Source organism: Streptomyces sp. NPDC005955 (assembly GCF_042871255.1).
Lineage (GTDB): Bacteria > Actinomycetota > Actinomycetes > Streptomycetales > Streptomycetaceae > Streptomyces.
This window is the reverse complement of the sequence record NZ_JBIAIF010000013.1, coordinates 17,330-31,017: the sequence shown is the minus strand read 5'-3', so window position 1 is coordinate 31,017 and position 13,688 is coordinate 17,330. Positions and strand designations below refer to the sequence as shown.

The window sequence follows — 13,688 nt, the reverse complement described above, 5'->3', positions numbered from 1 at the left end:
GCCCGCGGGCGGACCGCCGAGGTCTTCGCGGGCGCGAGCCGTGGACCGGTCGGCAACGGCCCGCCCGGTGCCGGACGGGGCACGCACCGTCCCGGGCCCGGCGGGGTCCGGGCGCGGGGCCGCTGGAGAGGAACCGGGCAGCGAGCCCGGCACGGGTGACCCGGTCCCAGGGGGACCGGCCAGGAAACGGGGGGCGCATGAGCACGGACACGACCGGGCCGGCCCCCGCACACCCACCCGCCCCCCTGAGCCCCCCGGCACCGCCCGCCCCCGCACCGCCCCGCTCCTTCCCGGGGGGCCCGGTGGGCCCCCCGCCCCCGCCCCCGCCGCCGCACCCACCACGCCCCTCGGCACCCCCGCGTCCCACCGGTGCGCCCGTCACGCCCCCCGGCGTCGGCCTGCCCGCCCCCGCTCCGGACCGTCCCCCGACGGCGAGTTCCCGCTCCCGCACTCCCGGAACGCGCAAGTCACTGGATACTCAAGGGGTGTTCGACGTTCGCGGAATGGCTGACGACAACCCGTTGCCGAACGGCCCGGGATACGCCGGCGCTCCCGGCCGGACCCGGCCGGGCCACGGCCCCCACTTCGGTGTGCCCGCACCCCCCACCGTCCCCCTGGGGCCCCCGGGCCCCACCCCGCCCCCGCCGCCGGTCGCCTCGGCCCGTTTCCCCGACGAGCCGCCGCCCGAGCCCCGCACCCCCGGCGCCCCGCCCCCGGGCGCCGCCGGGTCCGAACTGCCGGGCGCCGGGCCGGTGCACCCGCCCCGCCCCCCGTACCCGGGTCGACCACCCGCGCCCCGCCGACCGACCCGGCCGGGACCGCGCTCGCCCCGCCCCCCGTACCCCGCGGTCGGGGAGCACCACCCCACGCCGCCGCCCGACCACCGCACCGGCGGCGGGTACTGGGACGACGACCCCCACGGCCCCCTCCCGCCCGGACCGGGCGACCCGCGCACCTGGCCCGCCCCGACCGGCCCCTACGAACCGGGGCCGTTCGACGACGAACCGGTGCACCGACTGCCCGGCGACGGCCTGCGCGACCCCGCCGACCGGGACCCGGACCACCGGCCCGGCCGCTTCGCCCGCTACCGGGCCGCCACCGCCGCCGGCTGCATCATCCTCGGACTCGGCCTCATCGGCGGCGCCGTCACCGGCAGTTGGCTCACCGGGGACAGCACCGCGGCCCCCGGCCCCGCCGATCGTTTCGCCGCCCTGGCCGAGCTGTGGCACAGCACCCCGGTGGACGAACTCTTCCCCCGGACCGTGCGCGGCGAGGAAGCGGGCCCCGGCGGGGCGGACCGCCTGTGGCGCCGCGTCGCCGTCGCCCCCGACAGCACCTGCGCCAAGGGCCTGGACCCGCTGCTGCACCAGGCGCTCGACCCCGCCGGCTGCGAACGGTTGGTGCGTGCCACGTACACCGACGACACCCGCAGCCACCTCACCACCGTCGGCCTGCTGTTCACGAAGGCGGACGCCAAGGGAATGCGTGCGCTGCGCACCCGCGTCACCGAGCAGGGCCTCGACCGGAGCCGCGAACTGATGCCCCGTCCGTACGCCGTCGCGGGCACCCCCGCCGCCGGGTTCGGGGACCAGCAGCGCGCCACCTGGACCCTCTCCGTCCTCACCGACGCCCCGGTCATCGCCTTCGCCGTGTCCGGGTTCGCCGACGGCCGCACCGTCACCGACCCGGAGCCCGCCACCGAGGCCGCCCGCGGCGACGGCACTTCCGCCGCCGCCCAGTCCGGACTCGGCCACGAGGCCAAGGGGCTCGCGGACCGCATCGAACGCGGTCTGCGCGCCCGGGTCACCGCAGCCGCGGAGAAGACGCCATGACCTCCCGTCACCGACCGGCCCGCCGCACCACCACCGCCCTCGTCTGCGCCGGCCTCGCCACCGCCCTCACGCTCCTGCCCACCGCACCGGTCCACGCCGACAACATCCGGGCCCGCCAGTGGAGCCACGAGGCCCTCCGGGTCGAGGAGGCGTGGCGCACCACGAAGGGCGAGGGCATCACGGTCGCGGTACTCGACACCGGCGTCGACGACTCCCACCCCGACCTGACCGGCAACGTCCTGCCCGGCAAGGACCTGATCGGCTTCGGCGCCCGACGCGGCGACCGGCCCTGGGCCCGGCACGGCACGGCGATGGCCGGGATCATCGCCGGCCACGGACACGGCCCCGGCAACGCCGACGGGGTCCTCGGCATCGCACCCGGGGCCAAGATCCTCCCGATCCGGGTGATCCTGGAGGACGGGGACCCGTCCCGCAAGAAGGCCCGCGACACCCGGGGCACCGCCCTCGCCGAAGGCATCCGCTGGGCCGCCGACCAGGGCGCCGACGTCATCAACCTCTCGCTCGGCGACGACTCCGCCTCCGCCCACCCCGAGCCCGCGGAGGACGCGGCCGTCCGGTACGCCCTGAAGAAGGGCGCGTCGGTCATCGCCTCCGCGGGCAACGGCGGCGAGAAGGGCGACCACGTCTCGTACCCCGCGGCCTACCCCGGGGTCATCGCGGCCACCGCCGTGGACCGGTTCGGGACCCGCGCGCCCTTCTCGACCCGCCGCTGGTACGCGACCGTCAGCGCACCCGGTGAGGACGTCGTGCTGGTGGACCCGGACCGCCGCTACTACGAGGGCTGGGGCACCAGTGCCGCCGCCGCGTTCGTCTCCGGTGCCGTCGCCCTGGTCCGGGCCGCCCACCCCGGTCTGAGCCCCGCCCAGATCAAGCGCCTGCTGGAGGACACCGCCCAGCACCCGCCCGAGGGAGGTCGCGACGACTCCCGGGGCTTCGGCCTGGTCGCCCCCGCCGCCGCGATCAGGGCGGGCGCCGACCTGGGCCCGGAGCCGAGCGTCGCCGCCCACGGCCAGCGGTACTTCGGACCGGGCCCCGACCGTCCCGTGAAGAAGGAGGAGAACGGGTGGGTCGGGCCGTTCGCCGGCGGCGTCGGGGTCGTCCTGCTGGCCGTGGCGGTCGTCCTGTGGCGGCGGCGTCCCGCCGACTGAGCTCCGGGGCCCGTCGGGTCCGCGCGACTCAGGGGGCGGAGGGCACCGGAGCGGCCCGCGACCCGTCCGCCGCGGCCCCGTCCGCCCCCGAGCCATCCGCCCCGGCCCCGTCCTCCAGCACCTCCACCGCCAGCGAGGCCACCTTCTCCACCAGTTGCACGCCCTCGTCCATCGAGGTGTGGCCGTCCGACAGCACGGCCACCAGATAGCTCCGCCCCTCCACGGACACCCGCCCCACGCTGTTGATCACCCAAAGTCCGGTCGCGGACCTGGGCAACCATCCGTTCTTCAGGGCGTGTTCGGGACCGCCCGCCGCCGAGACCCCCCAGTCCTGGCCGGACACCACCCGTCCCATCAGCTGCTGCACGTAGGCGCGTGAGGCCGCGCTCAGCGCCGAACCGCCCGGTGCGTCGAACACCGCCCGTAACAGGGCCACCTGGTCCACCGCCGTGGTCCGGGTCAGCCCCCACCGCCCGGCCGCGCCACCCGTGGTCCCGGTCAACCCGAGCCGTTCGTTCGCCGCGTCGAGACCCCGGGCACCGCCTATCGCGGTCCACAGCGCGCTCGCGGAGGCGTTGTCGCTGCGCTCGATCATCGCCGTCGCGTTCCCCCGTTCGCCCGGGGTGAGCCGCCGCCCCGAGCGCTGGGCACCGAGCAGGAGGGCCGCCAGTATGTCCACCTTCACTATGCTCGCCGTCGCGAACCCCGTCGTGCCCCGGTAGGAGACCGGGGCACCGTCCCCGTCCAGCGGGGCCAACGCCACCGAGTACCGGGACTTGCCCCGGGTGCGTACGGGTTCCAGGGCGCGGGCGAGCCGCTCCTCCTGCTCCACGGTGGTCTCCTCGGGCCGTGCGCTCGGGCTCGTGCTCGCGGCGGTCGACGGCGAGGGCGCGGTCGACGGCGCGGATAAGGAGGGCGATGACGCCGGGGCGCCGGAGCCGGGCGGCCCGCCGGACCCCGGACGGGTGTGCCCGGGGGACGAACACCCCAACAGGACGACCAGCAGGGAGCCGACGAACGTCGACAGGACGACAGGGCGCGGGGACGGCGTGCTGGTCCTCGCCGGGTTGGGTGAGCGCAGGAACATGCGGGGATGCTCCGGTGTCCTCGTGTGGGCGCCGTGAGATGAATCTCAGCTTCCGCTGAGAATGTCGGACCGTGACCCGGGTCCTCCCGCCCGGTGGGCCCCGCCACGGGCCCACTAGGATCGTGCCCCGTGGCGAAGAAGAACATCCCGCAGCCCGGCTACTCCGACGACGACGGCTCCGCCGACCCCGAGCTGAGTGCCGCGCTCACCGCCTGGGCCGCCGACCGCAGTGCGGAGGGCCCGCTCCTCGAAGCCCTCCGGGGCACCCGCCTGCTGGTGCCGATGGTGGCCCTGCTCGGTGAGGTAGAGGAGGACGAGAACGGGTTGCGCCGCGAGAAGACGAGCGAGATGGCCGTCCCGACGCTCAAGGCCCGGGGCCGCACCGCCCTGCCCGCGTTCACCTCCACCGCCTCCCTCGCCCGTTGGGACCCCGCGGCCCGGCCCGTCGCGGTGCCGCTGGAGCAGGCCCTGAAGGCCGCCGCCCACGAGAAGGCCGACACGATCGTCATCGACCTGGCCGGGCCCGTCCCGTACGAGCTCACCGGGCCCGCCCTGCTCGCCCTCGCCGAGGGGCGCACCAGCACCGATCCGCTCGCCGACCCGGCGGTCGCCGAGGCGGTGCGCGCCGTGGTCGCGGCCGAGCCCGCCGTGGTCAGCGCCCACCTCGGCGCGGGCCGGGCGGACGCCGTCCTCGCCCTCGTCCTGGACCCGGCGGCCCCCGCCGCCGACGTGGTGCGGGCCCTCGCCGAGCGCCTGGCCGACGACCTGACCCTGCGCGCCCGGCTGGTGCGCGGTCTCGACCTGGCGCTGTTGCCGCCGGGCAGCACCCCGCCGGGGGAGCCGCTGTACGCGCGCGTCTGAAGCGGACGCGAGGAACCCGAAGCAGACGTGAGGAGAGGGGCCCCGCGGGGCCCCTCTCCTCACGTCCGTGGTGCTGCGGGTGCGCGGGTCAGCCGTAGACCACGCCCGTGTACTTCTCGCCCGGCCCCTGGCCCGGCGCGTCCGGGACGGTGGACGCCTCGCGGAAGGCCAACTGGAGCGACTTGAGGCCGTCGCGCAGCGGAGCCGCGTGGAAGGAGCTGATCTCGGTACCGCCCGCGTCCACCAGACCGGCCAGTGCGTGGATCAGCTTGCGGGCCTCGTCGAGGTCCTTGTGCCGGTCGCCCTCCTCCGCGAGACCGAGGTTCACGGCGGCGGCACTCATCAGATGGACCGCCACCGTCGTGATCACCTCGACCGCGGGGACATCGGCGATGTCGCGGGTCATGGTGTCGAAGTCGGGGGCCGAGCCGTCGGCGTCCGCGGTGGCCGGGCCGGCCGGGTTCTCTGGGGTGGCGTCACTCATGCCCCACACGATAGGCCCAGCAGCCCGCGACCAGGGGGCGCGGCCCCCGTGGCGCAGATTGGCCGTGCTGTCCCGGAACTGTTAACCTGGGTGAACGACCGGCTGGGCACTCGCGTGCCCGGCCCACAAGTGGAGGCTCCGCTCTCCCACCTGACCGCCCCCCGGGGCGGCGGGTCACCGGTCAGGCGATCACATCCCCGAGGTGTGATCAGCCCGAATGTACGCCCCGCGCTATCGCGGCGGTGTTCCGGTACGTGAGGAGCCCCGCTGTGATCGTCCGGGGCATTTTTCGTGTGTCGGCGCGGTTAGGTCTAACGAAAAGAGACGTTACGCGGCTGTCCAGCCAGGCCGCCGCGTGGTGCTACCGAGGAGGATCCATCAGCGCCGAGCCCCGCATCAACGACCGGATTCGCGTTCCCGAGGTGCGACTTGTCGGTCCCAGCGGCGAGCAGGTCGGGATTGTCCCGCTTGCCAAGGCCCTGGAGCTTGCGCAGGAGTACGACCTGGACCTGGTCGAGGTCGCGGCGAACGCCCGTCCGCCGGTCTGCAAGCTCATGGACTACGGGAAGTTCAAGTACGAGTCGGCCATGAAGGCCCGTGAGGCGCGCAAGAACCAGGCGCACACGGTCATCAAGGAGATGAAGCTCCGGCCGAAGATCGACCCGCACGACTATGACACCAAGAAGGGTCATGTCGTCCGGTTCCTCAAGCAGGGTGACAAGGTCAAGATCACGATCATGTTCCGTGGCCGTGAGCAGTCCCGGCCGGAGCTCGGCTACCGCCTGCTCCAGCGGCTCGCGGAGGACGTCCAGGACCTGGGTTTCGTGGAGTCGAACCCGAAGCAGGACGGCCGCAACATGATCATGGTCCTCGGTCCGCACAAGAAGAAGACCGAGGCGATGGCCGAAGCCCGGGAGGCCCAGGCCGCCCGCAAGGCCGAGCGCCAGGCCCTCCAGCCGGGCCGCACGCAGCAGCCCGCCGCTGAGGAGGCTCCGGCTGAGGAGGCTCCGGTCGAAGAGGCTCCGGTCGCGGAGACTCCGGCCGAGGCGCCCGCCGAGGCGTGATCCCGGGACTCGCGTCCGGGGATGTCCATCAACACACATGACGCTCCACCGTGCCCGGTCTCCGGACCGGGCACCGGGGCGCCACCGACGAGGAGATAACGGCGCTATGCCGAAGAACAAGTCGCACAGCGGTGCCAGCAAGCGCTTCAAGATCACCGGCTCCGGCAAGGTGCTCCGCGAGCGCGCCGGCAAGCGCCACCTGCTCGAGCACAAGTCGTCCCGTTTGACGCGTCGTCTCACCGGCAACGCCGAGATGGCCCCGGGCGACGCCAAGAAGATCAAGAAGCTTCTCGGCAAGTGACGTCGCAGGCCCCCGAGGGGGCCGTGCGACGCCAGGACCGGGACCCAATCGATACCGGGCCGCGTGACGAACACCGCGGCCCCGCTACAAGGAGCTAACAAGTGGCACGCGTCAAGCGGGCAGTCAACGCCCACAAGAAGCGCCGGGCGATCCTGGAGCAGGCCAGCGGTTACCGCGGTCAGCGTTCGCGCCTGTACCGCAAGGCGAAGGAGCAGGTCACCCACTCCCTCGTCTACAACTACAACGACCGCAAGAAGCGCAAGGGCGACTTCCGTCAGCTGTGGATCCAGCGGATCAACGCCGCGGCCCGCGCCAACGGCATCACCTACAACCGCTTCATCCAGGGTCTGAAGGCCGCCAACATCGAGGTGGACCGCAAGATCCTCGCCGAGCTGGCCGTCAACGACGCGAACGCCTTCGCGGCGCTCGTCGAGGCCGCGCAGAAGGCGCTGCCCAGCGATGTGAACGCGCCGCGCGCGGCTGCCTGACACACCGCTCCCGCCGCACCCAGACGGTGACGCCCGGACCCGTGGACCGACCCGGTCCACGGGTCCGGCTGCGTCCGCCCCCGCCGCCCGTTCCCCCGGCCGGAGTGCCGGACCGCCGGTGCGCCGGTCCGCCGCGGGGAGCGAGCCGGTCCGCACCGAACCCAGGGAGAGCCCCGATGTCCACCGGTCCCGAGCCGATCTCCGCGCGCTCCGCGCGGGTCACGGCGGCCAAGCGGCTGGCGCGCCGCAACTTCCGGGGCAAGGAACGCCTCTTCCTGGCCGAGGGACCCCAGGCCGTCCGGGAGGCGGCGGCCCACCGCACCGCGGGGCGGCCCACCCTGGTGGAGATCTTCGCCACGCCAGACGCCGCGGACCGCTACCCCGACATCGTGGCCGACGCCCGCCGCGCGGGCGCCCGCGTCCACCTCGCCGGTGAGGAGGTCATCGCCGAGATCTCCACCACCGTCACCCCGCAGGGCCTCGTCGGCGTCTGCCGGTTCCTCGACACCCCCTTCGAGGACGTCGTCGCCGCCCGCCCCCGCCTGGTCGCGGTCCTCGCCCACGTCCGCGACCCGGGCAACGCCGGCACCGTCCTGCGCTGCGCCGACGCGGCCGGCGCCGACGCCGTCGTCCTCACCGACGCCTCCGTGGACCCGTACAACCCCAAGGCCGTCCGCGCCTCGGTGGGTTCCCTGTTCCACCTGCCGGTGGTCGTCGGCGTCCCCGTGGAGGTGGCGGTCGCCCGGCTGCGGGAGGCCGGCGTCCGGATCGTGGCCGCCGACGGCGCGGGCGCGGACGACCTCGACACCGAGCTCGACCGGGGCACCATGGGCGGGCCCACCGCCTGGGTGTTCGGCAACGAGGCGTGGGGCCTGCCCGAGGAGACCCGCGCCCTCGCCGACACCGTGGTCCGGGTCCCCATCCACGGCAAGGCGGAGAGCCTGAACCTCGCGACCGCCGCCGCGGTCTGCCTCTACGCCTCGGCCCGGGCACAGCGCACGCGGGGCGGTTGCCAGGCGTAGGGCGCGCCCGGGGCGCACACGCACCGGCGTGCCCGCCCACCCCGTGCCTCGGGTACGTCCCCGGGCGGCCGGCGGTTTCTGGCAGTCGGGGACCGGCGGCTAGTAGGGTGACGAACTCGGGGGCCCACTGCACCAGTTCGAGAGGTGGGGTACGGGGTTATGGCTGTCGGCACCAGCAGCGCCGCGGACACGGGCGGCGCGCCCGGTCCGGACGCGCCGTCCTGCCCGGACGCGCACGGGATCACCGCGGACGACCTCCCCGACGGGCTGGTCATCGCCGACGAGACCGGGCGGGTCATCTGTTTCAACGCCGCCGCCGCCCGGATCACCGCCGTCAGCCCCGCCGCCGCCCTCGGCGCCCCGCTGGAGCGCGCCCTGCCGCTGGAGGACCTGGAAGGCCGCCGCTGGTGGCGGCTGACCGACCCGTACGGCGGGCTGGTCATCCGCGGCGGCCAGCCCGAGCGCAACCTGCTGCTCCCCGGCGGCCGCGAGGTCATGGTCACCGCGCGCTACGTCCGCACCGAGCCGAGGGGACCCGTGCGCCGGGTCGTCGTCTCGCTGCGGGACACCGAGGCCCGTCGGCGCACCGAGCGCAGCCACGCCGAGCTGATCGCCACCGTCGCCCATGAACTGCGCTCCCCGCTGACCTCCGTCAAGGGCTTCACCGCGACCCTGCTCGCCAAGTGGGAGCGCTTCACGGACGACCAGAAGAAACTGATGCTGGAGACCGTCGACGCCGACGCCAACCGCGTCACCCGGCTCATCGCGGAACTCCTGGACATCTCCCGCATCGACTCGGGACGGCTGGAGGTCCGGCGCCAGCCCGTCGACATCGGCGCCGCCGTGGGCCGCCACGTCCAGGCGCACGTGGCGGCCGGACAGCCCGTCGACCGGTTCCTCGTCCGGCTGCGGCAACCGCTGCCCGGACTGTGGGCGGACCCCGACAAGATCGACCAGGTGCTCAGCAACCTCCTGGAAAACGCGGTGCGCCACGGCGAAGGAACTGTCAGCATCGACGTGGAGCCCTCGCCGTCCCCGCGCGAACCCGGAATCACCGGGACGTCGGTCACGGTCAGCGACGAGGGGCCAGGCATCCCGGAGGAGTCCATGAACCGTGTCTTCACCCGCTTCTGGCGGGGGAGCAAGCGCGGCGGCACCGGGCTCGGCCTGTACATCGTCAAGGGCATCGTCGAAGCCCACGGCGGCACCATCACCGTCGGCCGGGGCCCCGGGGGCGGCGCCGAGTTCCGATTTACGTTGCCCGTGGCCACCCCCGCCTATCTGGTCTGAGGGGTCACGGGCACGCTCCGCGCACACGCGCGGTCAGGGCAGCCGCCCGCCCCGACGGGTCCCCGCACGACGGGCCTACGGCGCGGGGGCGGCTCCCGACCCCGTTAGACTCGGCCTTTGGCACCTTTGCGTCCCCACGGTCCGGGGCGGCAACGTCCCCCACCGGGGACGGGGCGTCCACGAGCCGGGACGGGGACCATCCGCCAGCCAATCGGAAGCACGGGAAGAGATGTCGGCACCGAACAAGTCGTACGACCCTGTCGAGGTCGAGGCACTGAAACCGGAAGAGATCGAGCGCATGCGGGACGAGGCGCTCGCCGCCTTCGCCGCCGCCGGCGACCTCGCACAGCTCCAGGAGGCGAAGATCGCCCACACGGGCGGCACCTCCCCGCTGGCGCTCGCCAACCGGGAGATCGGCGCCCTGCCCCCGCAGGCCAAGGCCGAGGCGGGCAAGCGCGTCGGCCAGGCCCGGGGCGCGGTGAACAAGGCGTTCGCCGCCCGCCAGACCGAACTGGAGGCCGAGCGGGACGCCCGGGTCCTCGTCGAGGAAGCCGTTGACGTCACCCTGCCGTACGACCGCGTACCGGCCGGTGCCCGTCACCCGCTGACCACCCTGATGGAGCGGGTCGCCGACGTCTTCGTCGACATGGGCTACGAGATCGCCGAGGGCCCCGAGGTCGAGGCCGAGTGGTTCAACTTCGACGCCCTGAACTTCACCCCCGACCACCCCGCCCGGCAGATGCAGGACACGTTCTTCGTCGCCGGCCCGCAGGGCCAGGACGCCGACTCGGGCGTGGTGCTGCGCACCCACACCTCCCCGGTGCAGGCCCGCGCGCTGCTCGGCCGTGAACTCCCCGTCTACGTGGTCTGCCCGGGCCGGGTCTACCGCACCGACGAGCTCGACGCGACGCACACGCCGGTCTTCCACCAGATCGAGCTGCTCGCCGTCGACGAGGGCCTCACCATGGCCGACCTGAAGGGCACCCTCGACCACATGGTCCAGGCGCTCTTCGGAGCCGGGATGAAGACCCGACTGCGGCCCAACTACTTCCCGTTCACCGAGCCGTCCGCCGAGATGGACATGCTCTGCTACGTGTGTCGCGGCGAGTCCATCGGCAACCCGGACCGCCCCTGCCGCACCTGCGGCAGCGAGGGGTGGATCGAGCTCGGCGGCTGCGGCATGGTCAACCCGCGGGTGCTCGTCGCCTGTGGCGTCGACCCGGAGAAGTACAGCGGGTTCGCCTTCGGGTTCGGCATCGAACGGATGCTGATGTTCCGCCACAACGTCGAAGACATGCGAGACATGGTCGAGGGTGACGTCCGCTTCACCCGGCCGTTCGGGATGGAGATCTGATGCGGGTCCCGCTTTCCTGGCTGCGGGAGTACGTCGACCTCCCCGCCACCGAGACCGGCCGTGACGTACAGGCCCGGCTCGTCGCCGCCGGCCTGGAGGTCGAGACGGTCGAACAGCTCGGCGCCGGCCTCAAGGGCCCCCTCGTCGTCGGTCGGGTCCTCACCATCGAGGAGCTGGAGGGGTTCAAGAAGCCCATCCGCTTCTGCACCGTCGACGTCGGCACCGCCAACGGCACCGGTGAGCCGCAGGAGATCGTCTGCGGCGCCCGCAACTTCGCGGTCGGCGACAAGGTCGTCGTCGTGCTGCCCGGTGCCGAACTGCCCGGCGGCTTCGCGATCGCCGAGCGCAAGACGTACGGCAGGGTCTCGCGCGGAATGATCTGCTCCGCCGACGAGCTGGGCATGGGCGACGACGGCACCAAGGGCATCATCGTCCTGCCGCCCGAGCACGAGGTCGGCACCGACGCGATCGAACTCCTGGAACTCGTCGACGAGGTCCTCGACATCGCCGTCACCCCCGACCGGGGCTACTGCCTGTCGATGCGCGGCGTCGCCCGGGAGGCCGCCACCGCGTACGGGCTGCCGCTGCGCGACCCGGCCCTGCTCGACGTGCCCGGCCCCAACGCCTACGGCTACCCCGTCCAGGTCGCCGACCCGCGCGCCTGCGACCGGTTCACCGCGCGCACGGTCACCGGGCTCGACCCCGAGGCCCGGTCCCCGATCTGGCTGCGCCGCCGCCTCCAGAAGGCCGGGATGCGTCCGATCTCCCTGGCCGTCGACATCACCAACTACGTGATGTTGGAGCTGGGCCAGCCGCTGCACGCCTACGACCGCAGCCGCGTCCACGGACCCATCGCGGTGCGTCGCGCCGAGGCCGGCGAGCAGCTGACCACCCTGGACGGCGTCCGGCGGACCCTCGACGCCGAGGACCTGGTGATCACCGACGACCGCGGGCCCATCGGCCTCGCGGGCGTCATGGGCGGCGCCCACACGGAGATCGCGGACGCGGTCGTCGACCCGCAGACCGGCGCGGTCACCGGCACCAGCGAGGTCGTGGTCGAGGCCGCGCACTTCGACGCCGTGACCATCGCGCGGGCCGCCCGCCGTCACAAGCTGGCCTCCGAGGCGTCCAAGCGCTTCGAGCGCGGTGTCGACCCGCTCGCCGCCTCCGCCGCCGCACAGCGCACCGTCGACCTGCTGATCCTGCTCGCCGGCGGCACCGCCGACGCGGGCGTCACCGAGTTCATCGGCCCGGACGCCCCGCACACCATCCGCATCCCCGCCGACCACCCGGACAAGGTCGCGGGCGTCACCTACGGTCGGGAAACGGTCGTCCGCCGCCTCCAGCAGGTCGGTTGCGACGTGTACGGGCAGGACGAGCTGACCGTCACCGTGCCCACCTGGCGGCCCGACCTCACCGACCCGAACGACCTCGCCGAGGAGGTCATCCGGCTGGAGGGCTACGAGAACCTGCCCTCTACGCTGCCCCGGCCCCCCGCGGGCCGCGGGCCCACCGACCGGCAGCGGCTGCACAGCCGGGTCGGCCGGGCGCTCGCCGGGGCCGGCTACGTCGAGGCGCTGAACTACCCGTTCTTCGGTGAGCAGGCCCTCGACCAGCTCGCTCTGGCCGCCGACGACCCGAACCGCCGGACGGTCCGCCTCGTCAACCCGCTGAGCGACGAGGAACCCGCGCTGCGCACCACGTTGCTGCCGGGCCTCCTGAACGCGCTGCGGCGCAACGACGGGCGCGGCAGCCACGACCTCGCGCTCTTCGAGACCGGGTTGGTGTTCCACCCCCGTCAGGAGCAGCGGATCGCGGGCCGGCTGCCCGTCGACCGCCGCCCCACGGACGAGGAGGTCGTGGCGCTCACCGCCGCGCTGCCCGTCCAGCCCCGGCACCTCGCCGTGGTCCTCGCGGGCGCCCGCGAGCAGGCCGGCTGGTGGGGCGCCGGCCGCCCCGCCGGGTGGGCCGACGCGGTCGAGGCGGCACGCACGGTGGCCCGCGAGGCCGGTACCGAACTCGCCGTCGAGCAGGGCCAGTACGGTCCCTGGCACCCGGGGCGTTGCGCGGCGCTGTTCGTGGCCGTCGACGGGGTGAAGACGCCCGTCGGGTACGCGGGCGAACTGCACCCGCGGGTGGTCAAGGCGTTCGGGCTGCCCGCCCGGACCAGTGCGATGGAACTGAACCTCGACCTCCTCCAGCGCGCGGGCGAGGGGTTGCCGCAGGCGCCCCGGATCTCCACCTTCCCGGTGGCGACCCAGGACGTGGCGCTCGTGGTGGACGCCGCGGTTCCCGCCGCCTTCGTGGAGCACCAGCTCCGGCTCGGCGCGGGTCCGCTGCTGGAGTCCGTCCGCCTGTTCGACGTCTACACCGGCGACCAGGTCGGGGAGGGCAAGAAGTCGCTCGCGTACGCGCTGCGCTTCCGGGCGCCCGACCGCACGCTGACCGCCGAGGAGGCGTCGGCGGCCCGTGACGCGGCCGTCGCCCGGGCGGCCGACGGAGCGGGCGCGGTGCTGCGCGGAGTCTGACCCGAGGGAGGTCCCGCACGGCGCGGGCCCTCCTCCGGTAGGTGTCTCTCAGGGGGCGCGTCCGACGACTCGGACGCGCCCCTTCTGCATGTCCGCACTCTTGCTCACTCGTTCGGGTGGCACAGCCGGGCGAAGTGGCCCGAACGGCCGACCGGGTCGCCAGAATCGATCCGGCCGTAAGGGTTTCGACCCGAATGCAGGGCCTACG

At 74.2% G+C, this 13,688-nt stretch carries 12 protein-coding genes; 10 read left to right on the top strand and 2 right to left on the bottom strand.

Annotated features, from left to right (window positions below; translation table 11 throughout):
* The first annotated feature begins 503 nt into the window (after window positions 1-503).
* Both ACFYOU_RS26210 and mycP read left to right on the top strand, forming a co-directional pair.
* Window positions 504-1,832 carry a hypothetical protein gene (locus ACFYOU_RS26210; protein ID WP_391308943.1) on the top strand — a complete coding sequence of 443 codons (1,329 nt, stop codon included), beginning with the start codon at window positions 504-506 and terminating at the stop codon, window positions 1,830-1,832.
* Window positions 1,829-3,001: a type VII secretion-associated serine protease mycosin gene (gene mycP, locus ACFYOU_RS26205; RefSeq protein ID WP_391308942.1), complete on the top strand. Its 1,173-nt coding sequence runs from the start codon at window positions 1,829-1,831 to the stop codon at window positions 2,999-3,001. The genes ACFYOU_RS26210 and mycP overlap by 4 nt, the downstream gene beginning before the upstream one ends.
* Before the next feature lie 28 nt (window positions 3,002-3,029).
* On the opposite strand, the gene ACFYOU_RS26200 is transcribed toward mycP, so the two are convergent.
* Window positions 3,030-4,088 carry a serine hydrolase gene (locus ACFYOU_RS26200; RefSeq protein ID WP_391308941.1) on the bottom strand — a complete coding sequence of 353 codons (1,059 nt, stop codon included), beginning with the start codon at window positions 4,086-4,088 and terminating at the stop codon, window positions 3,030-3,032.
* 129 nt (window positions 4,089-4,217) lie between these two features.
* Between ACFYOU_RS26200 and ACFYOU_RS26195 the strand changes: the two genes are divergently transcribed.
* The gene (locus ACFYOU_RS26195; protein WP_391308940.1) at window positions 4,218-4,949 is read left to right on the top strand and encodes an SseB family protein; all 732 of its coding nucleotides are present in this window, start codon (window positions 4,218-4,220) and stop codon (window positions 4,947-4,949) included.
* 88 nt (window positions 4,950-5,037) lie between these two features.
* Here ACFYOU_RS26195 and ACFYOU_RS26190 read toward each other — a convergent pair whose 3' ends face one another.
* On the bottom strand, window positions 5,038-5,433 hold the full coding sequence (locus ACFYOU_RS26190; protein WP_389765471.1) for a DUF1844 domain-containing protein: 396 nt from the start codon (window positions 5,431-5,433) through the stop codon (window positions 5,038-5,040).
* 335 nt (window positions 5,434-5,768) lie between these two features.
* Here ACFYOU_RS26190 and infC point away from each other — a divergent pair, with 335 nt between their 5' ends.
* The 7 genes from infC (at window position 5,769) to pheT (ending at window position 13,480) form a co-directional block, all read left to right on the top strand.
* Window positions 5,769-6,497: a translation initiation factor IF-3 gene (gene infC, locus ACFYOU_RS26185; RefSeq protein WP_389765617.1), complete on the top strand. Its 729-nt coding sequence runs from the start codon at window positions 5,769-5,771 to the stop codon at window positions 6,495-6,497.
* Window positions 6,498-6,603: 106 nt separating this feature from the next.
* A complete protein-coding gene (gene rpmI, locus ACFYOU_RS26180) occupies window positions 6,604-6,798 on the top strand; it encodes a 50S ribosomal protein L35 (protein WP_003947156.1) in 195 nt (64 codons plus the stop codon).
* 101 nt (window positions 6,799-6,899) lie between these two features.
* Window positions 6,900-7,286: a 50S ribosomal protein L20 gene (gene rplT, locus ACFYOU_RS26175; protein ID WP_073792201.1), complete on the top strand. Its 387-nt coding sequence runs from the start codon at window positions 6,900-6,902 to the stop codon at window positions 7,284-7,286.
* 176 nt (window positions 7,287-7,462) lie between these two features.
* A complete protein-coding gene (locus ACFYOU_RS26170; RefSeq protein ID WP_391308937.1) occupies window positions 7,463-8,308 on the top strand; it encodes a TrmH family RNA methyltransferase in 846 nt (281 codons plus the stop codon).
* A 159-nt stretch (window positions 8,309-8,467) separates the two neighbouring features.
* Window positions 8,468-9,598: an ATP-binding protein gene (locus tag ACFYOU_RS26165; RefSeq protein WP_391308935.1), complete on the top strand. Its 1,131-nt coding sequence runs from the start codon at window positions 8,468-8,470 to the stop codon at window positions 9,596-9,598.
* Window positions 9,599-9,827: 229 nt separating this feature from the next.
* Window positions 9,828-10,952, top strand: a complete 1,125-nt coding sequence (gene pheS / locus ACFYOU_RS26160) for a phenylalanine--tRNA ligase subunit alpha (protein ID WP_391308934.1) — start codon at window positions 9,828-9,830, stop codon at window positions 10,950-10,952.
* A complete protein-coding gene (gene pheT / locus ACFYOU_RS26155) occupies window positions 10,952-13,480 on the top strand; it encodes a phenylalanine--tRNA ligase subunit beta (RefSeq protein WP_391308932.1) in 2,529 nt (842 codons plus the stop codon). Before pheS ends, pheT begins: the two co-directional genes overlap by 1 nt.
* The last annotated feature ends 208 nt before the right edge of the window (window positions 13,481-13,688 follow it).

Bases quoted from the DNA above. Each gene is read 5' to 3' on its own strand.
- ACFYOU_RS26210 (WP_391308943.1), top strand. From the start codon at position 504: ATGGCTGACGACAACCCGTTGCCGAACGGCCCGGGATACGCCGGCGCT.
- mycP (WP_391308942.1), top strand. From the start codon at position 1,829: ATGACCTCCCGTCACCGACCGGCCCGCCGCACCACCACCGCCCTCGTC.
- ACFYOU_RS26200 (WP_391308941.1), bottom strand. From the start codon at position 4,088: ATGTTCCTGCGCTCACCCAACCCGGCGAGGACCAGCACGCCGTCCCCG.
- ACFYOU_RS26190 (WP_389765471.1), bottom strand. From the start codon at position 5,433: ATGAGTGACGCCACCCCAGAGAACCCGGCCGGCCCGGCCACCGCGGAC.
- rpmI (WP_003947156.1), top strand. From the start codon at position 6,604: ATGCCGAAGAACAAGTCGCACAGCGGTGCCAGCAAGCGCTTCAAGATC.
- ACFYOU_RS26170 (WP_391308937.1), top strand. From the start codon at position 7,463: ATGTCCACCGGTCCCGAGCCGATCTCCGCGCGCTCCGCGCGGGTCACG.
- ACFYOU_RS26165 (WP_391308935.1), top strand. From the start codon at position 8,468: ATGGCTGTCGGCACCAGCAGCGCCGCGGACACGGGCGGCGCGCCCGGT.
- pheS (WP_391308934.1), top strand. From the start codon at position 9,828: ATGTCGGCACCGAACAAGTCGTACGACCCTGTCGAGGTCGAGGCACTG.
- pheT (WP_391308932.1), top strand. From the start codon at position 10,952: ATGCGGGTCCCGCTTTCCTGGCTGCGGGAGTACGTCGACCTCCCCGCC.